General features: G+C 51.8%; 18 protein-coding genes and 1 tRNA gene. 4 read left to right on the top strand and 15 right to left on the bottom strand.

Annotated features, from left to right (window positions below; all coding sequences use genetic code 11):
• Positions 1-4: 4 nt before the first annotated feature.
• The 10 genes from ACZ45B_RS03170 to ACZ45B_RS03125 form a co-directional block, all read right to left on the bottom strand.
• Entirely contained in the window at positions 5-391 is a 387-nt protein-coding gene (locus ACZ45B_RS03170; protein ID WP_024544990.1) for a RidA family protein, read from the bottom strand.
• Positions 392-430: 39 nt separating this feature from the next.
• Positions 431-865: an NUDIX domain-containing protein gene (locus ACZ45B_RS03165; RefSeq protein ID WP_024544989.1), complete on the bottom strand. Its 435-nt coding sequence runs from the start codon at positions 863-865 to the stop codon at positions 431-433.
• Between the two features lie 3 nt (positions 866-868).
• Positions 869-2,530, bottom strand: a complete 1,662-nt coding sequence (locus tag ACZ45B_RS03160; RefSeq protein WP_024544988.1) for a DUF3685 domain-containing protein — start codon at positions 2,528-2,530, stop codon at positions 869-871.
• 174 nt (positions 2,531-2,704) lie between these two features.
• Complete coding sequence (locus ACZ45B_RS03155; RefSeq protein ID WP_024544987.1) at positions 2,705-2,932, bottom strand: DNA-directed RNA polymerase subunit omega; 228 nt, start codon at positions 2,930-2,932, stop codon at positions 2,705-2,707.
• Positions 2,933-3,011: 79 nt separating this feature from the next.
• Positions 3,012-6,023, bottom strand: a complete 3,012-nt coding sequence (locus tag ACZ45B_RS03150) for a DEAD/DEAH box helicase (protein ID WP_024544986.1) — start codon at positions 6,021-6,023, stop codon at positions 3,012-3,014.
• A 25-nt stretch (positions 6,024-6,048) separates the two neighbouring features.
• Positions 6,049-6,121, bottom strand: a tRNA-Arg gene (locus tag ACZ45B_RS03145).
• Between the two features lie 80 nt (positions 6,122-6,201).
• Positions 6,202-7,425, bottom strand: a complete 1,224-nt coding sequence (locus tag ACZ45B_RS03140; protein ID WP_024544985.1) for an ABC transporter permease — start codon at positions 7,423-7,425, stop codon at positions 6,202-6,204.
• Between the two features lie 67 nt (positions 7,426-7,492).
• Positions 7,493-8,941, bottom strand: a complete 1,449-nt coding sequence (locus tag ACZ45B_RS03135) for a bifunctional orotidine-5'-phosphate decarboxylase/orotate phosphoribosyltransferase (RefSeq protein ID WP_024544984.1) — start codon at positions 8,939-8,941, stop codon at positions 7,493-7,495.
• Complete coding sequence (locus tag ACZ45B_RS03130; protein WP_024544983.1) at positions 8,932-9,228, bottom strand: DUF3288 family protein; 297 nt, start codon at positions 9,226-9,228, stop codon at positions 8,932-8,934. The genes ACZ45B_RS03135 and ACZ45B_RS03130 overlap by 10 nt, the downstream gene beginning before the upstream one ends.
• Before the next feature lie 45 nt (positions 9,229-9,273).
• Positions 9,274-9,969, bottom strand: a complete 696-nt coding sequence (locus ACZ45B_RS03125; RefSeq protein WP_024544982.1) for a response regulator transcription factor — start codon at positions 9,967-9,969, stop codon at positions 9,274-9,276.
• A 95-nt stretch (positions 9,970-10,064) separates the two neighbouring features.
• Here ACZ45B_RS03125 and ACZ45B_RS03120 point away from each other — a divergent pair, with 95 nt between their 5' ends.
• Complete coding sequence (locus ACZ45B_RS03120) at positions 10,065-10,472, top strand: gamma-glutamylcyclotransferase family protein (protein WP_024544981.1); 408 nt, start codon at positions 10,065-10,067, stop codon at positions 10,470-10,472.
• On the opposite strand, the gene ACZ45B_RS03115 is transcribed toward ACZ45B_RS03120, so the two are convergent.
• The 3 genes from ACZ45B_RS03115 to ACZ45B_RS03105 all read right to left on the bottom strand — a co-directional run bounded on the left by ACZ45B_RS03115 (position 10,469) and on the right by ACZ45B_RS03105 (position 13,431).
• Positions 10,469-11,611 (bottom strand): 5-(carboxyamino)imidazole ribonucleotide synthase, encoded by a 1,143-nt coding sequence (locus ACZ45B_RS03115; RefSeq protein ID WP_024544980.1) that lies wholly within the window; start codon positions 11,609-11,611, stop codon positions 10,469-10,471. The two genes, ACZ45B_RS03120 and ACZ45B_RS03115, sit on opposite strands and share 4 nt — an antisense overlap.
• Positions 11,612-11,695: 84 nt before the next feature.
• Entirely contained in the window at positions 11,696-12,859 is a 1,164-nt protein-coding gene (locus ACZ45B_RS03110; RefSeq protein ID WP_024544979.1) for an iron-containing alcohol dehydrogenase family protein, read from the bottom strand.
• 50 nt (positions 12,860-12,909) lie between these two features.
• On the bottom strand, positions 12,910-13,431 hold the full coding sequence (locus tag ACZ45B_RS03105) for a Ycf51 family protein (protein ID WP_024544978.1): 522 nt from the start codon (positions 13,429-13,431) through the stop codon (positions 12,910-12,912).
• 421 nt (positions 13,432-13,852) lie between these two features.
• On the opposite strand from ACZ45B_RS03105, the gene ACZ45B_RS03100 reads away from it, so the two are divergent.
• Entirely contained in the window at positions 13,853-15,244 is a 1,392-nt protein-coding gene (locus tag ACZ45B_RS03100) for a sensor histidine kinase (protein WP_024544977.1), read from the top strand.
• Positions 15,245-15,341: 97 nt separating this feature from the next.
• Here ACZ45B_RS03100 and rpsF read toward each other — a convergent pair whose 3' ends face one another.
• Entirely contained in the window at positions 15,342-15,692 is a 351-nt protein-coding gene (rpsF, locus tag ACZ45B_RS03095) for a 30S ribosomal protein S6 (RefSeq protein ID WP_024544976.1), read from the bottom strand.
• 249 nt (positions 15,693-15,941) lie between these two features.
• On the opposite strand from rpsF, the gene ACZ45B_RS03090 reads away from it, so the two are divergent.
• Both ACZ45B_RS03090 and ACZ45B_RS03085 read left to right on the top strand, forming a co-directional pair.
• The gene (locus ACZ45B_RS03090; protein ID WP_024544975.1) at positions 15,942-16,760 is read left to right on the top strand and encodes a fumarylacetoacetate hydrolase family protein; all 819 of its coding nucleotides are present in this window, start codon (positions 15,942-15,944) and stop codon (positions 16,758-16,760) included.
• 5 nt (positions 16,761-16,765) lie between these two features.
• Positions 16,766-18,475 (top strand): peptide ABC transporter substrate-binding protein, encoded by a 1,710-nt coding sequence (locus ACZ45B_RS03085; RefSeq protein ID WP_024544974.1) that lies wholly within the window; start codon positions 16,766-16,768, stop codon positions 18,473-18,475.
• Here the strand turns inward: ACZ45B_RS03085 and ACZ45B_RS03080 are convergent.
• A complete protein-coding gene (locus ACZ45B_RS03080; RefSeq protein WP_024544973.1) occupies positions 18,472-20,151 on the bottom strand; it encodes a serine/threonine-protein kinase in 1,680 nt (559 codons plus the stop codon). The two genes, ACZ45B_RS03085 and ACZ45B_RS03080, sit on opposite strands and share 4 nt — an antisense overlap.
• Positions 20,152-20,173 lie beyond the last annotated feature (22 nt).

Here is a 20,173-nt window from a genome sequence, read left to right as displayed (position 1 = left end):
CGGACTAGAGTACGGCAATACATTCGATTTCCACAAAGACCTCTTTTGGGAGACGGGCAACTTCAACGCAAGCACGGGCGGGGGCAGTGGCTTCGTCGAAGTAGGTGGCATAAATGGCATTTACAGCGGCAAAATCATTCATATCTTTCAGGAAAACCCCTGTTTTGACCACATTTTCCCAAGTAGCCCCGGCTTCTTCTAAAACCGCCGCAAGATTACTCATCACTTGCTTGGTTTGGGCCTGCACATCCCCTTCAATAATCTGGCCAGTGGCAGGATCAAGGGCAATCTGACCCGAGCAAAACAGCATTTTCCCAGAGGCGGCGATCGCCTGATTGTAAGGGCCAACGGGGGCCGGGGCGTGACTGGTTTGAATAACTTGCTTTTCCATCAATAAACCTTTAAAAACTCAACATCAATAGCCAAAATCTTAGGAACCCAACCGGGGTCGAATCCTGTGATGACGGTAAGACCAATAATCCTGCAAAATGCGCCCATGATCAAAACATAAGTTTTGGGGCAACTCCCAAGGGTGAAAAATACCCACAGCTTTCGCATCGTCTGCCGCTTGGGGTTCTCCAGTGGCCATGGCGATAAAGACAATACTGATCGTATGTTTGCGTGCATCCCGGCCGGGGTCAGAGTACACACAAAATTGTTCCACAAGCTGCACATCGAGGGAAATTTCCTCCAGAGCTTCCCGCTTTGCGGCCGTTTCTACCGTTTCGCCATAGTCCACAAAGCCCCCAGGAATCGCCCAGCCCAGGGGTTCAAACTTGCGTTCAATCAAAATAATCGGGCGGTGGGGGCGATCGCCTAATTCGATAATGATATCAACGGTGGGAGCAGGGTTGCGGTAGGTCATAGGTCAAAACTTGAGAGGATTTTTACGGCCACCATTGGCCAATTCCACCTGGCGCGATCGCAAACTCTGCCAACTGCTGCCTGCCCCATCGACGATGCCCCGGGCAATGAGCCCCAGGGCGCGACCGACCACATTGGTGAGTAGGTAAACCAAGATTTTTCCCAGCCAAGAGATAATCGCCCGGACCCGGGGAGCCAAGGCATCTCGCAATTCTAAGAGGATCGTTACTGCCCAGGGAATCCCCCGGAGGCTAGCTAATTCTTGATAGCGGGGTGAATGGATCGTGGTTACCACAATGCCAGTATTCCCCAAGGTTAAGAGGTGGTACTGACTTTCAAAGATTGCCTTGGGTTCTAACCAATATTGCCGGAGACGGTAATGCCAGGATAAATCATTGCGAAAACGGGCGATCGCCCGGGCGGAACGAAGCTTGGGTTGATAAATTTCCGCCTTGAGGAGCTCCGGTTCTGGCAAGGTATTTAAGACAAATTGCAAAATGTCATTGGCCAGGGTTAACAGGAGATGTTCTAGAATTTGTTGACTACGGGCGATCGCCTCCTGAGATTCTAGGCGATAAGTGACATTATCAATGGTCAAAGGCTCATCCCGCAGGAAGTAGGCAAACAATTCCCGGTTGTGGGGTAGTCTGGGATTGAGGGCTGGGGTATTGGCGATCGCCACCCGGTTGAGCAGTGCCAAAAAGCCTTCCGCTTGGTTGTCGGCGGTGAGATTGTAGCGGCCGATAAATTCTTGGGCGCTAAATTTCCAGAGGTTACGAATACTATACTGGCACTGCTCCGAAAACTGCTCTAATTCTAAGTTTCGCCACTGGGGATCATTAAAAATAAAATTTAGTTGCTGCAGAATGATGTAGAGCAATTCTCGGCGTTTTGCCGGGGCGATCACTTCCAGTTCAAAACTACTTGTTGTCGCGTTACTTAAGGGGCCATTGAGCTTGATAAAAGTTTGTTCAAGGCTGCTTTGCCAGCGGGTGTTGCTTGTCGTAATCTCTAGGGGGGTGCTGATAATGATCGCTCCAGGCTCCCGATTAGAGCGATCGTTGTTGGTTAGGGGGCGAGACTCCAGAAAAACAGCACTCTGGGGTAAGCAGCTGCGTAATAACCAGGCCGCTGTCCTCAGTTCCCGGCGCTGTCCAGCGAAGACAAGGCGATAAAAAGCAGGAAGGTTTTCTTGGGCTAAATAGCTTTCCACCTGATCAAGATTGGTATAAATCTGTTGCAGCCCCCGGCGACGTAAGCCTGCCAAGAAATTTTGGTTAATGCCTCGGGGCTGTTGTGACCAAACTTTGCCGCCCGCGATGATGCTTTGCAACTCTGGAATCAGGGCGGTGATCGCCATGCCTTTGGGTAAATAGCCGCTGATCCCATCCCGTTTTGCTTGAAGAATTCGTTCTGCATCTAGTTGGCTAGTCAGGAGAACGACGGGGGTACTGGGATAAAAAGTTTGTAGTTCCCGGTAACGGAGCCAATGGCGATCGCCCAGCCATGCGGGATCACAAAGAATCAAATCCAAATCTTGACGGGGCGTTTCGGACAAAATAGTATCAAAATTTTCTGCGGCGATCGCCCAATCAGTTGCCTGTACCAACGCGGTACAAAAGCCTAGACGAAAAATCGGGTCATCATCCACCAACAGCAGTTTCATGGGAGCTCTATTCTCTCTTGCGCTGAGTTGTCATTGTTCCCAGTTTACTTTCCACCGTTCTTCTCGGGACACTTGCCACAAACTTATTGAGATTTTTTTTGCAAACATCACCCATGAAAAAACCGCCTTTTTTCAGAAGAAAGACGGTTTTGTTGCCAAGATTAGGTGCGCTGGCTATTCGCCAATGATTTCTGGCTGGGTCAGCTCATCGGACATCTCGATAATGGCGCGGATCGGCGGCTTCATCAACGGATCTTCAATGGCATCAAATTCTTCATAGCGACGGCGTTTCGCCCGCTGGGCCACCTGGACGGTGATGCGATAACGATTCGAGGCGGCCTGCATCAAATCTTCGGCCCGGTGCATAATCTCGGCAGAATCAAAGGAGGTGCGTTTTTGCATACTGGGGTGGAGGGTATCAATGGGTTGGTGGAGTTTAGCCTTCCTATTATACGGTGCGGCGGCAAGGCGATCCTCCTGGCTAGTCCTCCATCAGGCGATCGCGCTCCAATAGCAATAAATCTCGCAGTTGGTTGGTATCTAGTTCCGTGAGCCAATTTTCGCCAGTATCAACGGTCTGTTCAGCCAAGTCTTTTTTGTTGGCGATCATTGCACTGATTTTTTCTTCGAGGGTACCGGTGCTGACAAATTTATGGACTTGGACATTTTGCTTCTGGCCAATGCGGAAGGCGCGATCGGTGGCCTGGTCTTCCACCGCCGGATTCCACCAGCGGTCGACGTGAAAAACGTGATTAGCCCGCGTCAGGTTTAAGCCCGTGCCCCCCGCCTTGAGGGAGAGAATGAAAATGGGCGGCCCATTGGGGTCATTTTGAAAGCGATCGCACATCTGTTGTCTGGCTTCGCGTTTAGTGGCCCCGTAGAGAAAAATGACTTCCTGGCCGAGGCGCTCCTGGAGATAGGGTTGCAGCAGCTTACCCCACTCGGAAAATTGGGTAAAAATCAGGGCGCGATCGCCTTCGGAGATCAGTTCTTCGAGCATTTCCTCTAGGCGTTGGAGTTTGCCGGAGCGCTGGGCAAAGTTTTTGCCGAGTTGGGGTTTACTCTGGAGTAAAACCGGATGATTACAAATTTGTTTGAGACGCAGCAGAAGGGTCAGGATTAGGCCGCGCCGTTTAATGCCCTCGGTATTTTCAATTTCCACCAGAGATTCATCCACCAGCTTTTGGTAGAGATTTGCTTGGTCTTTAGAAAGGCTGCAAAACACCTCCATTTCTTGTTTTTCTGGCAAATCTTGGATGATGGTTTTGTCGGTTTTGAGGCGACGCAGGATAAAGGGTTGGGTGAGTTTGCGCAGGCTATGGAGGGTTTGGCGATCGCCATATTTTTCGATGGGAATCGCAAAGCGCCGCTGGAAAAATTGTTGGCTGCCGAGGAAGTTCGGGTTAAGAAAATCGAGAATCGACCACAGTTCCCGGAGGCGATTTTCCACAGGAGTCCCCGTCAGGGCAATCCGAAAACCAGCATCAAGGGCGCGTACCGCTTCGGACTGTTTCGCCTGGGGATTTTTAATATTTTGGGCTTCATCGAGGATAATCCCCTGCCAGGAAACCGTTTCTAGTTCTTTTTGATCCCGGAAAACAAGGGGATAGCTGGTTAGAATCACTTGATATTTTTTTGCACTGCTGGCGAAATTTTTCCCCTTGGCGCGGCGATCGCCATGGTGAATCAAGGTTTTCAGGCCAGGGGCAAACTTATGGATTTCCCGCTCCCAGTTGCTCACCACCGAAGTCGGGCAAACCAACAGCACAGGCTTGGTTAATTTTTTTGCTTCCTGGAGGGTTAATAAAAAGGCGATCGCCTGGATCGTTTTCCCCAAACCCATGTCATCGGCGAGGCAGGCCCCTAAACCCCATTGTTGCAAAAAGCTCAACCAACTCATCCCCTTATGTTGGTAAGGCCGGAGAGTTCCCTGGAGAGATGCGGGGGGATCAATCAGCTTGAGGGCTTCATTATTGGTTAAATGATCGAGCAGTTCCCGCAACGCTCCCGACGCCTCAAAGCCCACCACCGGGAGCTTTGCAAACACCTGGCCCGGTTCTGCCCCCAGCCGTAGGGCATCTTCTACCCGTAGGGGCTGCTCACTGATTTTCGCACGGTAAATTTCCTGGGCGGCCCGCACATCCGTCGGTTGCAAGGCTAGCCATTGCCCCCCCACTTCCACGAGAGGCGATCGCCGTGCGAGAAGATCTTGAAATTCCTCGGCGCTTAGGGTGGTTTCTCCCACCGCTACTTCCAGTTTATATTGCAGAAGACTTTGGAGATTTAGGCGGCTTTCATCCTGAATCCGGGCCGAAATTTTCAGGCCCAGACGCACTTCGTTAGTACCGGCTTCAAGACCTTCTGGGAGCATGACACCCAAGCCCTTATCTCGCAGCTGCCAGGCCACCGACCGGATAAATTCATAGGCTTGGATCGCATCAAGGGAGCAACCACAGGGCTGGGGTTCATTTAGGCTCTCACGAATTGGTCCATATAGACGGGAAGCAAGGCCAAGACCCTTGAGAAACATTTCCTGGGGTTGACGAGGATCATGCCATATTGCATCGGCAGTCACCATTTCCTGGACATTGCCGAGGGCTTGGAGGCCGTATTGCAGTCGCCAAGTGTCTTGATCTTTCTCCGGCGGCAAGAGCTGGAAACAACCACGAAACAAGGGCTGTTTGAGGCTAAAGTCCGGCGGTTGCACCAGATAATCTCGCAGTGGAAACGTCCAATTCGCATAGGCATGGGTCAGTGACCGTGGCGCATCTTCAAAAGTGGCCTTTGCCTTTGAGAGGCGATCACACCACGACAAAACCACTGAGGTTTTAGGAAAATTTTGTAGCGGCTTGGCGTGGGGACGAATCTGGGCATCCACCATCGCCGTTAGAAAACTCAGTAAAATCGGGGCTGCTGGCTGATTGCCCTGGCAAATGCCTGGCATCTGTCGCAAAAACTGGGCAAGACGCTGTTGTTCCGTGACGCTATCTAAAAGGGGAATCCAGGTAGCCAGAGATTCGCCGCTTTTTAGGGAGGCAAGGTGGGGCAAAAACTTTCGTCGCACCACCAGATCTAAGCTCCAGCGGCACACTTGCCACCAAAAGCGCAGGTCACCAGCAAGGCTGGCAGCGGTGAGGGGTAATGCCTGGAGAAGATGAGCGGTCTGACGAGGGTTAAGGGCTAAGCCAGATATTTCCCAGTCTGCCCAAACCAGAGTTTTAGGGACTGGGCTCTGTTGAGACAGCAGGGGGACTGTTGGCTTCGTCTTCGTCCCCTTGGTACTGGGTAAAGCAATGGTTGTCTCTAGCCACTGGGCATTTTCGGGAACTGTGACACCATCGCTCTGCAACTGGGTTTCGAGGCTGTGGCGATCGCCCCCAAAAGGATACCTGGGAGGAGGCAGCACCTCAGACCCACTGCGCCAGACTTCACACCACAAAAAAAAGTAGGCTTGCTGTGCCTGAAAAATCCAAGTGCCGTGTACCAGTGCCATAGGAGGGTGTCGTTGGTGAAAAAAACGGACGCAGCAGGATTCGAACCTGCGACCGACCGCTTAGAAGGCGGTTGCTCTATCCACTGAGCTATGCGTCCAAGGATTTTTGGCTAATAAAGTATAGCAGATTAGAGTTTGAGTTTAGGCCGGCGGAAAATGGTTGTGGTCTTGACCTGTTTTACTCACTTCTGAGGGCGACAATCGGGTCTAAACGGGCAGCTTGCCGCGCCGGGAAAACCCCAAAAAATAGGCCAATTCCACCCGAAACGCCGACCGCCATCACAATTGCTGTCACAGAAACTGGTGCGGAGAGGGGCGTTAACACATTGGCAATAAAGACCCCCCCGACCCCCAAGCCTGTGCCAAAAAGCCCACCAATCGCTGCTAAGATTACCGACTCGATCAAGAACTGGTACAAAATATCGTTTTGGGTTGCGCCGAGGGCTTTGCGGAGACCAATTTCTTTGGTGCGTTCGGTGACGGAAACCAGCATGATATTCATAATGCCGATGCCGCCAACGAGGAGAGAAATTCCGGCGATCGCCGCTAACATCGTGGTTAATGCGCCAGTAATAGTATTGGCAACATCTAATAAATCCTGTTGACTTTGGACGCTAAAGTCATCTTCATCGACGATTTTGTGGCGTAGACGTAGGAGGTTTTCAATCTGGAAGGTCATTGCCCGCACCCGGTCTTCACTTTCGCTGGAAACGGAAATAAAGGTTAATTCTGTGCCATAGGGAGAGGTGCGCCCAACAATCTGGTTGGACATTGTCGTCAGGGGCATATAAACGGCGTCATCTTGGTTTGTGCCGAAGGACGCGCCTTTCTCTGCCATCACTCCCACCACGTCAAAGGAGATGTTATTAATCCGCAGTTTTTGTCCCACAGGTTCGGTGGTGCTAAATAACTGGTCAGCAATTTCTGAACCAATTACGGCTACCCGTTGGTTACGCTCCACATCACTTTCGCTAATGAAACGGCCCTGGTCAAGGGTGAACTCTCGCACTTCGATAAATTCAGGTGTCACCCCCAGAACGAGAGAGTCTTTATTGATCCCCCGAAATTGGACTAAACCCCGACTATTGATCTGGGGGGCGACGGCAACCACATTAGGAACTTGCTTGGCGATCGCCTCTGCATCGGTCAAAACAAGGGTGCGCGGCAGATCGAAGGTGGTGCGTTGAGCCGCTCGGGAGCCGGGGATAATAAACAGCACATTGGAGCCGAGGGATTCAAACTGTTCTGCTGCGAGCCGTTGGGCCCCTTGACCGAGGCCCACCATCGCAATTACCGAGGCGTTACCAATGATGATCCCAAGCATGGTCAGGCCACTGCGCATTTTGTTGGTGCGCAGGGTGGCGATCGCCATTTGCAGATGTTCAACCAGATGTAGTCCCATGGGGTCTTTTAACTCAATCTCTCCCTATCTACTGTAGACAAAAGGTCGCGATTTTTGGCGTCCTCCCCTAGGAATGCACCAGACAGCGGTATTGCGCTTGAGTAATGCGACCCGCCTGAAAAAGGGTTTCGGTAATCTCTGAGATTTTTAAAATAGCGTGAATTTGGTAACCTTGGGCCTGGATCCGGTCTTTGACGCCCCCCTCATGGTCAATGAGCACGATCATATCTTTGACCTTAAGTCCCGCTGATTCCAGTTTTTTGGCTCCTTCGACGATGCTTTTGCCCGTAATCAGCACATCATCTACCACCAGGATTGTTTCCCCTGGTTCAAAATGTCCTTCAATCACTCGCCTCGTACCATGGGCCTTTACTTCCTTACGGGGGTAGATCATCGGGTAGTTTAACTTGAGAGCCAAACCCGTCGCCGTGGGCAACGATCCATAGGGAATCCCGGCGATGCGGTCAAAGGTCAGCCGAGAGGCGATCGCCCCGTAAGCATTGAGTACCTGGTTAAACACCTGGGGGTTAGAAATAATTTTGCGCAGGTCAATGTAATAGGAAAAAGTCGCCCCCGAAGCCTGCACATATTCCCCAAAAAGCAGACAACCCACATCGAACAACTGCACGATCAATTCTGCTTCAGGGTGTACTGCGGGGAAATCTGTCGGCGCTTGGAGGAGATCACAACGGGCATTGCTGGGAGTGTAACGCTGGCGGATGATGTCGATTTTTTCCCGCAGTTGGGCGACGGGCGTCCGGCAATCTGTTTGGCTCAGGTCATCATTGGGAATGGGGATCAACAGGCCAGACCCATTAAAATTGAGGCCTTGGTGAATAATTTCTTCCAGGTTTTGGCTCTGTTGCCAGATGCTGCGGGCGAGGATCCAGCGCTCCGGGGCAAGGGTGCGCACTTGACGAAAAATTTCTGGACGATCGCTGCCGATTTCTAAAAACAGTTGTTCCGGTGTGCCCCACTGTTTAATTTCCTGGATCAGATGCAGATAAAAAGGTTGTTCCGCTTCAGGATAATCTTGAATGCTTCTAGCCCCGGGATTTGAGGTGCGGCACTGGAGAAAAACCCCCTTATCGCCATAGCGCAAAAACGGAGCAATGTGATCTTGACCAGGGTAGGCGCTCAAGGTAACGGCATCTACGCGCCAAGTTTCAAAAACCGCCTGAGCAAAAAGGCTGCTGGTGTTGAGGTCGGCGTGCTTGGCATCGAGGATCACTGGAATCTGCGCAGGAATCTGGGCCAAAACCGTCTCTAGCAGTTGCATCCCCGGTACGCCTAGGGCTTGGTAAAAACCGAGGGTCGGCTTGTAGGCACAAACGAGATCCTGGGTTTGGGCAATAATTCCCAGGAGCCAAGTTTTGAGATTTTCGAGTAAATCCCCCGCTTGCAGATCCGGCGGTAACATTTCTGGGTTCGGATCAAGGCCCGCCACCAGGAGGGTATTTTGGGACGCGATCGCCCCGGTGAGTTTTTCGGTGAAACTGAGGTGGGTTAACTCCAATCCTGTTGCTCCTCGCCATGGCGCAGATGTTTGTAGGCCCGCCCCGCCCGATGGATTTCCCTGGTGGTGGCAAACAGCGTTTCTTCCGTCAGACCCCACTGTTGAAAGAGTAGTTGTAAATCCCGCTGAATTTCCCTGGCTCCCGGAAAGCCCTGATAACGGATATGGAGCCGCGCCAATTCCACCAAGGCTTGCTCGCTGGGTTCCCCCTTGAGGAGGCTATCGACAATTAGGCGATCGCGGTTAGCTTGGGGATGGACTTGATCCTGCTGTTGGGGCTGGGGCATGGTACGGGAGGGAATTCACAAAGTCTTTAATAAAGTGCAGACAGATTATTGGGTCAAGCCATGCTTAAGGGCGTAGCGTACCAATTCTGTCCGACTATTGGTTCCGGTTTTGCTAAATAGGCGACTAACGTATTTCTCGACGTTGCGGACGCTGGTCTCTAGATCCTTGGCGATTTCTTTGTTCATCAAGCCCTGGGCCACCAGATCTAGGACACTTTGTTCCCTGGGGGTGAGGTCAATTTTTAACGGCGCTGGGGTGGTGACCAGTTGGTTTTGCTGGCCAAGGAACTGCTTGATTTCCCGCAGATCCTGGGCAATCCCCTCGAGATTACTGCCGCCGCTCCCCTGTTGGGCGATCGCCTCGCCACGGGTCAAAAGATTTTTTACAATCGCTTCGAGCTCTTCTGGTTCAAAGGGTTTCGGTAAATAGGCATCACAGCCGGCTTGGTAACCTTGAATGCGATCGCCTGTCATGCCGCGCGCCGTGAGGAAAATCACTGGGAGGGTGGTAAAACGGGGATCTTCCCGCAGTTGTCCGAGAAACTGATAGCCATCCACCTGGGGCATCATCACATCGGAAATAACAAGATCTGGTGTCAAAGTTTGCAGTATTTCCCAGGCTCTTGTGGCATTCTCAGCGGTGGTAACGGTCAAGGCTTCATCGTCCTCTAGATAGGCCTGCACCGCCTCCCGCACCCCCGGTTCATCATCCACCAACAAAATGCTGTAACGTTTTTCCATCGCCCCTGTTGTTCCTTACGAAAGCGCCTGATCTTGGCCCTAATTATAGCTTTTCTCGGTTTCGGCCCCTGTTGTTTTTTGTCGGAAATTACGCCATGTTAAAGGTTTTTGTTTATGGCACCCTCCAGCCTGGAGAAGTAAATTTTCCCCGCTATTGCCAATCCCATGGTCCCCAGGTCACACCGGCCTTGATCCCCGGCCAGCTCTACCATTTACCTGTCGGTTATCCGGCCCTCGTTCCGGGATCGGGTTGGGTGGAGGGCTGTCTCCTGAGTTTTGCGGATGGGGCCGTTTTGGAAAAACTCGACGAACTGGAAGATTATCAACCGGGGCGATCGCCTGCAGAAAATGAATATCAACGGGTCAAAGCCCTCATCTATGCTGACCCGCAAACAATCCTCACCGAAGCTTGGGTTTATGTGATGACCCCACAAAAAATAGCCCAATTGGGTGGTGTGCCTTTCGTGGGTTCCCGTTGGTGTGGGTTGCCCACAGTGGGCTAGGTGGGACTTTTGCCTTCATACCAGATGGTTTCTACCTGCTGGGCGATCGCCCGTAGCTTTTCTCGCCGCTTCGTTTCACTGAAAATGGTCACATGGCCAAGTTTTCGCCCTGGGCTGGCACTGGTTTTGTCGTACCAATGAACATGGCTATGGGGAATCTGGCTCAACATCTGCCGCTTGTGGGCGTAGTTGCCGATACTGTGCTCGAATCCCAATAGATTCACCATCACCGCAGCAGGGGTCATCATATCCGTATTACCCAAGGGAAGATCGGCGATCGCCTGGAGTTGCATCGCAAATTGAGAAGTCTGACAGGCATCTAAGCTAAAGTGACCAGAATTGTGCGTCCGGGGGGCAATCTCATTAACAAGCACTTGTCCCTGGGGCGTGAGGAACAGCTCAATACCCATAATGCCAACCAAGTTTAATTTTTCCGCCAACGTCCGAGCAATATTTTCCACCTGATTAAGTACTGCCTGGGACACCGCCGCCGGCGCTAAGGCCCACCGACAAACCTGGTCAATTTGCTGGGTTTCCACCGTCGGAAAAATACGAATTTCTCCTTGACGGTTACGGGCAACCATCACCGCTAATTCCTGTTCAAAGGGCACAAATGATTCCAGCAGGAGGGGCGTATTTGCAAGGGTCTCTGGCAAAGCCTGGAGCTCTGCAATATTGTTCACAATAAATGTCCCTTTTCCGTCATAGCCATGGCGCCGGGCTTTTACCACAAAGGGAAATTGCCAGCCCTCAGGTAAAGGTTCCCCCAAGCGCCACAAGGCAAAATCCGGCACTGGAATCGACAACTGTTGGCAACAATGGCGCTGGTCATATTTATCTAGGAGGGGCGCGAGAAATGCTAAGGAAGGGAAAAAACGAGCGCCTTTTTTCACTAGAGTATCGAGGGCAGCGAGATCGACAAATTCATTTTCAAAAGTGACCACATTACAGTTTTCTACTAGCTTTTTTGTGGCTTCTAGGTCATCGATCGCCCCGATTACCACTTGGTCTGCATTGGAAACCCCAGGGTCACTGGCATTGGGGGTCTGGACCCACAGTTCCATCCCGAGACGGCGCGCCTCGGCCCCCATCATCCAAGCCAACTGGCCGCCTCCAATCACACCTACTCGATATTTCATGCTGTTGTTGTGCTGTCCTGATATTTGGTGAATTAATGCGTGATCTCGAAAATTATCCCAGCCGCCGCCACCGGGCGATCGCCTTTAGCTAACCTTTGCTTCTGTGGGGGCGATCGCCTCGGCTGTGGCACTTTCCCGGGGGGCCTGAGTGGAAACCATGGCGGCCATTAGTTGTTCTGGGTTCACCTTAAAGGGCAAGCGATGGATGTCAGACTGGGGTTGGCAGGTAATTTCAGCCACCCGGCGTAATTCAGCCAGAGTCATATCACCTAAGCCGAGATCGCCGAGACTTTGGGGGAGACCAATTTCCCGATAGAACTGAAGCAGCTGTTGCCGCGCGGTTTCCGCCAATTGACTCTTCTGGCAAATTTCTTCGAGGCGCAATTGTACCAAGATTCCGTAGGCTACTTTTTCGCCGTGTAAAACGCCATGGGCCGCAGGCAAATGGGTTAGCCCGTTGTGGACGGCATGGGCGGCGACGGTGCGACAGTTAGCGCCTCCTAATCCCCCAATTACCCCAGCGAGGAGCACCGTTGCATCTACCACCTCTTGCCATTCGGGACTCTGGACATCGGCGATCGCCTGGGCTGATTTTTGGAAGAGAATATCCCGTAAAATCCGCGCTTCCTGGACGGCGGCAATAGTCAAGGTCTGGGGGGAATGCCCACTGCTCACAGAGGCTTCATACCACTTGGCGATCGCATCCCCGATGCCAGCCACTAACGTCCGTTGGGGGGCAGTGCGAATCAGATTATAGTCAAGGATCAGCAAATTAGGGCATTGGGCCAAGCCGACATCATACTGAAATGCCCCCTGGTCAGAATAAATATTCGAGAGCGCTGTCCAGGCCGCACAGGTGGCCGCCGAGGTGGGAATCGTGACAATCGGGCAATGGTGCTGGTGGGCAAGGAGCTTTGCCGTATCCAGGGCTTTGCCGCCACCAATCCCGATCACAAAATCTGCCTTGTGGCCCTTAAACTTTTTCGCCAGACTTTTTAGGGAGGCTTCCGAACAATCGGGACTATAGCTCCCTGTGGCTAAATCTAGGTTTTCTTGGGAACTGAGGGCATTTAAAGGAGCTGCCAACTGTGCCAGGGTCTGTTGTCCTCCCACCACAAAGGGCCGTTTTCCCCACCGGGCGATCGCCGCTCCTGCCTGGGCCAGGGCGTTATTTCCCTTCACCACTTGGGCCGGGGCAATAAAAATTTGCAACATAGCAGTTTCGGTTGGAGCAGCAACGTTTTTCATAGGTGGTGGATGATTGTAAAAGCAACGGGAAAAAGGCAACCCCCTAGATCCTAACTAATGGCGTTAGGTTGGGGCAGTTTTTTGAAATTTTCTGGATAAAGCTGAACATCAAGGCTCGCGGTTTCGCGGTCGGTGACTGAACGCCGCACTTGACCCAAATATAATGGCTCAGAAATACCGGGTTCAGGATGGTTGAGCACCCGGAGGCGCACGGTAAATTTATCTTCCCCGCCACCAACGCGGCCGTAGGAGAAAAGGTCATTGGAGGCCTGTTGGAGAGTAGCATTGACTTCGTCGACCGTAATATCAGGCTTGACGGCGACAACTGCTAAGTTTGCACCATTATCGTAGACGAGGGTATAGCGGACAGCCCCAGGGACAACACTGCGATTGAATAAGCCTAGGCTCAAACCAAAGAGACCGATCGTTAGAACGATCATGAAACCTGTTGTTCCCACGAGGCGAAAACGGATGCCCCATTTGAAGACGAAGGCGGCGATCGCCAAAACAGTAAATAGCAGGGTGGCATAGGCCGACCACTGGGTATAGAGGGCGAAATCCAAATTTTCCATAGGTCAGTAATTTTAAAAGATGGTCACTCAATCGCGAAACCATTGAGATCCAAAGAAAGGTCTTAAAAAGTCGTGGCATCCATTATCTCAGCAAGGGCCCCCAGAAAAAAACCAGCGAGGCGATCGCTGGTATGACTCAAGCTTGTTGTTGTTTCTGTATCAAAAAACGTAAAATTTCAAACCACGCGTTCCCAGCACGGAGCCCGAAATATTTCTTTACACAGCTCATAGTGTAGCAGAACATACCATTTTTATGACGAAAAAAATTTGGAGATTTTGCCCCATCCGGAAGGCAGACCAAGACTCCGAGAAATTGGACTTTCCGGTAAAACCCCACTACGCTTTGTTCGGTTGTACGACTTCTATTTTGCAGGGAATCCCTTTAGTATCAAGGTAACTTAGGGTCGGCGTCGGAGTAACTGTGGTGAATTTAGATCTCGAACAACTAGACATCCAACAGACAGTGGTGGGGATTCTCCAAAAATTTCAGCCGCTATCTCCCCCCGTAGACTCTGGGCATCAGGGAGAACAATGGGGAGCGGCGATCGCCTCGCTGACAGAATTGTTACAAGCGACCACGGCCGCCACTCACGGCATCATTTTATCGAGCCCCAGTCCTTTGTTTGCCGCGCCCCAGATCGCCCGCCACTATGACCATTATGTGCTCACCCCAAAAAATCTCCGACACATCGCCCGGGACCGGCTCCAGTTGCCCGGCGTGGGTTGCCCCCAAGGGCGATCGCCTGAAAACAACATGGTGGAATTTCCCCTCTTACCCCAAGATCCCCTGGCCCAGGAGCAATTTTGCGTAATCCTCACAGAAGATTTTAACTTTGCGATGGCCGCCTCTCCCCGAGGGTTATTATTTTCTTTTGAGCCGGAGGCGATCGCCGCCATTTGGGATATTTTGCAGTGGCGACTGGCCCTCACCCAACCCTTTCAATTCCAAGCTCTTGCCCGACGGTGGCAACCCCTAAGCGGTGCTGTCCCCGATTATCGCCTCGTGGTTCGCTTCAGTCAGCTTTTTGTGCGATCGCTGGTCGCGACTTTCCCCCACACCGAAATTATCCTTCCAGAAGAATCCTCAACCATCCCAGAGCGGGCAGTGCCGGCGGTACAACCAGAGCTCGAACTCCTCCAAGCCCTCACCCACGAAATTCGTACCCCCCTCACGACGATTCGCACCATGACGAAGCTGCTACTAAAAAAGAAAACCCAGCTCACCCAAGACATCATCAAGCGCATCGAAACCATCGAACAGGAATGCAATGAGCAGATCCGGCGCATGGAACTCATTTTCCGGGCCGCAGAATTAGAAACCCCCTCCCAAAAGCAGCGGCATTCCGTGCAGTTAATGCCCATTTCCCTAGAACAACTGTTCCAGGAAGGGACACCCCGCTGGCAAAAACAGGCCCAACGGCGTAATGTCAACCTTGAGGTGACATTGCCCCCTTACCTCCCCCAGGTGGTGAGCGATCCAGCCATGTTGGATCAAGTACTTTCTGGGCTCATTGAAACCTTTACCCGGCGGTTACCGACAGGGGCAGAGGTACAAATTCAGGTGAGTACGGCTGGTGACCAACTCAAACTCGAAGTCCAATCCCATGGCCTTGGTCAAAAATGTCTCGAAAAGGCGATCGGTCAACTGCTGGTCTTTCAGCCAGAAACTGGAAGCTTGAGCCTCAACCCCAATGTCACCAAAAATCTGTTCCAACAGTTGGGGGGGAAACTTGCAATTCGGCGACGGGCATCAGGAGAAGAGGTTTTTGCCATTTTCTTACCCCTAGGCCATAGCCTGGCTGTGCCGATCTAGGTAAGGGCATTAAAAAAAGGTGGAGAGAAAATTTCTTCCACCTTTTTTCATTTTTAATTAAGGCTTAATTGTGTAATTGTTGTGGGGTTACCAGGGCTTAAGCACCAGCAGCGGCTGGTTCAGAAGGTGGCACAATTTCTGTCTCGAGCTCAGCGGGCTCTGCATCCATTTTGATCGTGAGGTAGCGGATAACAGTTTCACCTAAGCGCATATCCCGCTCAATGGCTTTGATTTGACTACCATCGGCTTTGTAGTTCACCTGGATATAAATACCATCGTTGAAGTTTTGGATGGGGTAAGCGAGGTGACGTTTGCCCCGTACTTGCACTTGGAGATCAGTGGCACCAGATTCCTGGAGCATCGTTTTGTATTTACTCGACACTTCCTGCACCTGCTCTTCGCTGAGGTCGGGGCGCAGGATGTACATCATTTCGTAGTTGTTGCTCATTACTGTTTGATTTCAATCCTTCTGGACAATAGGGCTGCTCGGTGTGCGGAAATAGAAATATTAGATTTCTTTTACGATTCGAGGAGCAAGGATATAAAATTCTACTACACCTTGCCTAGCTTTAGGAAATGTTTGCAGAAATTTGCAGGTAGACTATTGCTTCAGTGTTAGGCAATGGGAGGATCGATGATCGCCATTGTCCGGTGATATTTGTTTTTTATCCCTAATCAGTTTGACTGAAATCCATCTATGGCGAAACGATATGTACGGGTCAAGACCCCCCAAGGGCAAGTACTTTATGGGCTCTTACAGCTCAACTGGGAAGTGCAGATCATCGATGCGCCAGCTTGGTTGGGGGGACAACCGACAGGGGAAATTTTGGAGCCAGATGGGTATCAACTCTTGACTCCCTGTGCCCCGTCTAAGATTGTGGCTGTGGGCCATAATTATGCAGCCCATGCAGCGGAGTTTAATCAGGCAGTGCCGCCGGAGCCTTTGTTATTTCTGAAGCCGCCCAGTTCCCTTGTGGCACACCAACAGAACATTGTCTATCCTACTCCTTGCCAGCAATTAGAGTTTGAGGGGGAATTAGCCCTGGTCATTGGCGATCGCCTCCACCATTGCTCCGAGGAAGAAGCCCATCAAAAGATTTGGGGTTATACCATCGCCAATGATGTCACGGCGCGGGATCTCCAGCGACAGGATGCCCAATGGACGAGGGCTAAAGGCTTTGATACGTTTTGTCCCCTGGGGCCGTGGATTGTGCGGGAAATTAGCCCCGATGCCCGGCTGCGGACTTATATAAATTATGTCAAAACCGAAGAATCTGAAACTGAGCCCGTTCAGGATGCTTCGATCCAGGATATGGTGTTTTCCCTAGCGCAACTGGTGAGCTATATTTCCCAGGTGATGACCCTCCTACCGGGGGATGTGATCTTAACGGGAACCCCCGCAGGGGTGAAACCGATACAGGTTGGCGATCGCTTGTTGATCACCATTGAGGGCATTGGTGCCCTAGAAAATCCCATTGTTGCCCCCGTTGAATCCGCCACTCCCCCCTTGCCCTGAGCCTAATGCCCCATTTATTTCGCCCGACTCTCCTTGTTGCTTCCCTCCTGCTGGTTGCTTGCAGTGGTGCTAACATGGCCCCCCGCCAGGATGATCCAACCCAACTCAAGCTTTTATATTGGCAAGCTCCCACGATTCTCAATCCCCACCTATCCACGGGTTTCAAGGATTGGGAAGCCAGCCGTATTACCCTCGAACCCCTCGCTAGCTTTGACCCAGACAGCGAACTGACCCCGATCCTGGCGGCTGAAATTCCGACCCTCGAAAATGGTGGCCTCAGTGCTGACGGGCGATCGGTAACCTGGCGCTTAAAACCTGATTTACGCTGGTCTGATGGGGAACCCTTTACGGCGGCAGATGTGGTGTTTACCTACGAATTTCTCAGCGATCCGGCGACAGGGGCGACCAATGCAGGAAATGTCCAGGGGATAGAAACCGTAGAGGCCCTAGATGAGACAACCGTCAAAATTACTTTCAAGGAAGTCACACCTGCCTGGTTTGGGATTTTTGTGGGAGCCGAAGGGGTCATTTTGCCCAGGCATCAATTTATCAACTATCCAGGCGAACAGGCACGGACGGCTCCGGCAAACCTTTTACCTGTAGGTACGGGCCCCTATCGCGTGACAGAGTTTCGACCCGGGGATGTGGTGGTCTACGAGAAAAATCCCCACTACCGTGCGGTGGAACAACTGGCTTTTGAACGGCTGGAATTGAAAGGTGGGGGGGATGCAACGGCGGCGGCGCGGGCGGTGCTGCAAACGGGGGAGGCAGATTTTGCCTACAATCTCCAGGTGGAAAGCAAGGTGCTGACAGAGTTAGAGGCGGCGGGTCGGGGCCAGGTGTTAACCAATTTTGGCGCCCTCAGTGAACGATTGGTGCTCAATTTCACGGATCCAAATCAGGCCACCCCCAGTGGCGAGCGGTCGAGCTTGGCTTTTCCCCATCCTTTTTTGAGTGATCCTTTAGTCCGGGAGGCGATCGCCTCCGCCATTGACCGCGACACCATTGCCCAAGAACTTTATGGGGTGACAGGTCAGGCCACCAGTAATTTTGTCGTCAATCCCCCCGAGGTAGTTTCTCCCAATACCCGCTTTGAATTTGACCCAGGGCGGGCAAATCAACTCCTGGATCAAGCCGGTTGGGTTGATAGCAATGGGGATGGCAGCCGCGACAAAAATGGGATCGAAATGCGTCTGTTATTTCAAACCTCTGTGAATCCTCTGCGCCAAAAGACCCAGGCGATTATCAAGCAAAACCTTGCCCAGATCGGTATGGCGATCGATCTCAAGAGTATCGATGCCAGCGTTTATTTTTCTGGGGATCCAGGGAACTCGGACACAGTGGAGCGCTTTACCGCAGACTTACAAATGTTTATGACAGGGAATACGAACCCAGATCCTCTCCCCTACCTGCGCCGTTACACCTGTGATGAAATTCCCACCCAGGCCAACAACTGGACGGGAGATAATGATTCCCGCTACTGTAACTCGGACTATGACAACCTCTGGGCAGCGACGGTCATAGAGTTAGATCCGGGCCAGCGTCAGGCTAATTTGATCCGCCTCAATGATCTGTTAATTGAAGATTTTGCGGTGATTCCCCTCGTACACCGGGCAGAAACGGCAGGCATTGGCGATCGCCTAATGGGTGTTACCCTTACGCCCTGGGATATGAATACTTGGAATATCGCCGCTTGGCGGAAGAGCAACGGTTAAAATAAACCCCGTTTTCCGTTAGGCATTACCGTTGCCCAGTTGGTTTTCGCCTTTTTTAATTGTTGCTCCGTCACCTTCGCATCTCGCAAATTAGCACCACAGAGATTGGCCCCCTCGAGGTTGGCATAGTTCAAATAAGCAAAACGTAAATCCGCCCCCCGCAGATCCGCATTACTGAGATTGGTATAGCTTAGATAAGCTCGGCCTAAATTGGCATCCCGCAAATTTGCTTGGCTGAGGTTAGCTTTGCCAAAATCAACATTACTTAAATCTGACCCTTGAAAATTCGCCTGGATCATCTGAGACTGATGAAAAATACAACCCGCTAAATTGAGACGCGGTAGACTCAGGGCCACCAGTTGTAACTGAGCAAAATCCTTACGTCCTTGGTTGTAGCCACTCAACACATCCTGAGAAGTTAATTTCACAGTCGTTGGCTTCGGTATATTTTGTGTTGAATTTTTTTCTAGACGTGTGCTCCGTCCCGTAGTCGAACGGGGCTTATGTTGTTGATTTTGTTGGACACGGTTTGCCCGCTGCCCTGCCGCAGAACTGGGGGAATGGGGGACATTCCGTTTTCCCTGGTTTGTTTTAAAGCGGTCTTGCCTCGCTCGAATGGCCATGGCTAAGCGAGAATGGGCCGAAGTGGAGGGGCCCGCCGTCAGATCCTCGTCGTCCTCGCCCAGGGGGTCATTGGGCAGTTGTCCGCCTGTTGTGCCTTTGATCGCATCGGCCCCACTTAAATCAGCCATTCCCTGGGCCAAGCTTTCCATGTAGGGTTCCATCTCAAGGGCATCTAATACCTCTTGGGCTGACTGGTAACGGTGCTTGACAGAGCTTTCTAGCATTTTGCGGAGAACACTGGCAAAACTGTTACTGATATCAACAAAGGATTCCCACATCATTTCCCCGGTTTTGGGGTCATAGTCTAGATCTTTGGGAGATTTCCCCGTGAGCAGATAGAGGCAAGTAATTCCCACGGCATAGATATCACTGGCATAGACCGGGCGCATGGCCATTTGCTCTGGGGGCGCGTAACCAGGGGTTCCGACAGCAAAGGAGGTGAGGGCCGTTTGATCGGAGGAATTAGCCACGGCCTCAAGATTAATTTGATTTTTGACGGCGCCAAAATCAATGAGGACAAGTTTTTTGTCCTGTTCACGGCGGATCAAGTTAGCCGGCTTGATATCGCGGTGAATCACCTGTTGGGAGTGGATATATTGGACAACGGGCAATACTTCACTCAAAAATTGCCGCGCTCCTGCTTCGCTGAAGGGGCCATTTTTTCTCACTTCCTGTTGGAGGTTATTGCCTTTTACATATTCTTGGACGAGGTAGAACTGGTGGCTATCTTCAAAGTAATCGAGCAGTCGGGGCACCTGGGGATGGTTACCAATGCGCCCTAGGGTTTCGGCTTCTCGCTCAAAGAGTTCCCGGGCCATTTGGAATAGGTGGGGGACATTGCTGGAGGGCCGGAGCTGTTTAATGACACAGGAGGGTTTACCGGGGAGGTTTAAATCTACGGCGAGGAAGGTGGCACCAAAACCACCTTGGCCTAGGCTCTTTAGGGATTTGTAGCGCTGATGCAAGATCAGACTGCTGCCGCAGGTGGCACAGACCCGGGCGTTGAGTGGGTTTTTGGGATTAGAACATTCGGGGTTAATGCAGTAGCTCATCCAGAGTCACCTTGGTGGGGGA

This window comes from Picosynechococcus sp. NKBG15041c (genome assembly GCF_055380235.1).
Note: the sequence above shows the minus strand (reverse complement) of the source record. Positions and strands in the feature narration are given on the sequence as shown.

Bases quoted from the DNA above. Each gene is read 5' to 3' on its own strand.
- ACZ45B_RS03170 (WP_024544990.1), bottom strand. From the start codon at position 391: ATGGAAAAGCAAGTTATTCAAACCAGTCACGCCCCGGCCCCCGTTGGC.
- ACZ45B_RS03165 (WP_024544989.1), bottom strand. From the start codon at position 865: ATGACCTACCGCAACCCTGCTCCCACCGTTGATATCATTATCGAATTA.
- ACZ45B_RS03160 (WP_024544988.1), bottom strand. From the start codon at position 2,530: ATGAAACTGCTGTTGGTGGATGATGACCCGATTTTTCGTCTAGGCTTT.
- ACZ45B_RS03155 (WP_024544987.1), bottom strand. From the start codon at position 2,932: ATGCAAAAACGCACCTCCTTTGATTCTGCCGAGATTATGCACCGGGCC.
- ACZ45B_RS03150 (WP_024544986.1), bottom strand. From the start codon at position 6,023: ATGGCACTGGTACACGGCACTTGGATTTTTCAGGCACAGCAAGCCTAC.
- ACZ45B_RS03140 (WP_024544985.1), bottom strand. From the start codon at position 7,425: ATGGGACTACATCTGGTTGAACATCTGCAAATGGCGATCGCCACCCTG.
- ACZ45B_RS03130 (WP_024544983.1), bottom strand. From the start codon at position 9,228: ATGCCCCAGCCCCAACAGCAGGATCAAGTCCATCCCCAAGCTAACCGC.
- ACZ45B_RS03125 (WP_024544982.1), bottom strand. From the start codon at position 9,969: ATGGAAAAACGTTACAGCATTTTGTTGGTGGATGATGAACCGGGGGTG.
- ACZ45B_RS03120 (WP_024544981.1), top strand. From the start codon at position 10,065: ATGTTAAAGGTTTTTGTTTATGGCACCCTCCAGCCTGGAGAAGTAAAT.
- ACZ45B_RS03115 (WP_024544980.1), bottom strand. From the start codon at position 11,611: ATGAAATATCGAGTAGGTGTGATTGGAGGCGGCCAGTTGGCTTGGATG.
- ACZ45B_RS03110 (WP_024544979.1), bottom strand. From the start codon at position 12,859: ATGAAAAACGTTGCTGCTCCAACCGAAACTGCTATGTTGCAAATTTTT.
- ACZ45B_RS03105 (WP_024544978.1), bottom strand. From the start codon at position 13,431: ATGGAAAATTTGGATTTCGCCCTCTATACCCAGTGGTCGGCCTATGCC.
- rpsF (WP_024544976.1), bottom strand. From the start codon at position 15,692: ATGAGCAACAACTACGAAATGATGTACATCCTGCGCCCCGACCTCAGC.
- ACZ45B_RS03090 (WP_024544975.1), top strand. From the start codon at position 15,942: ATGGCGAAACGATATGTACGGGTCAAGACCCCCCAAGGGCAAGTACTT.
- ACZ45B_RS03085 (WP_024544974.1), top strand. From the start codon at position 16,766: ATGCCCCATTTATTTCGCCCGACTCTCCTTGTTGCTTCCCTCCTGCTG.
- ACZ45B_RS03080 (WP_024544973.1), bottom strand. From the start codon at position 20,151: ATGAGCTACTGCATTAACCCCGAATGTTCTAATCCCAAAAACCCACTC.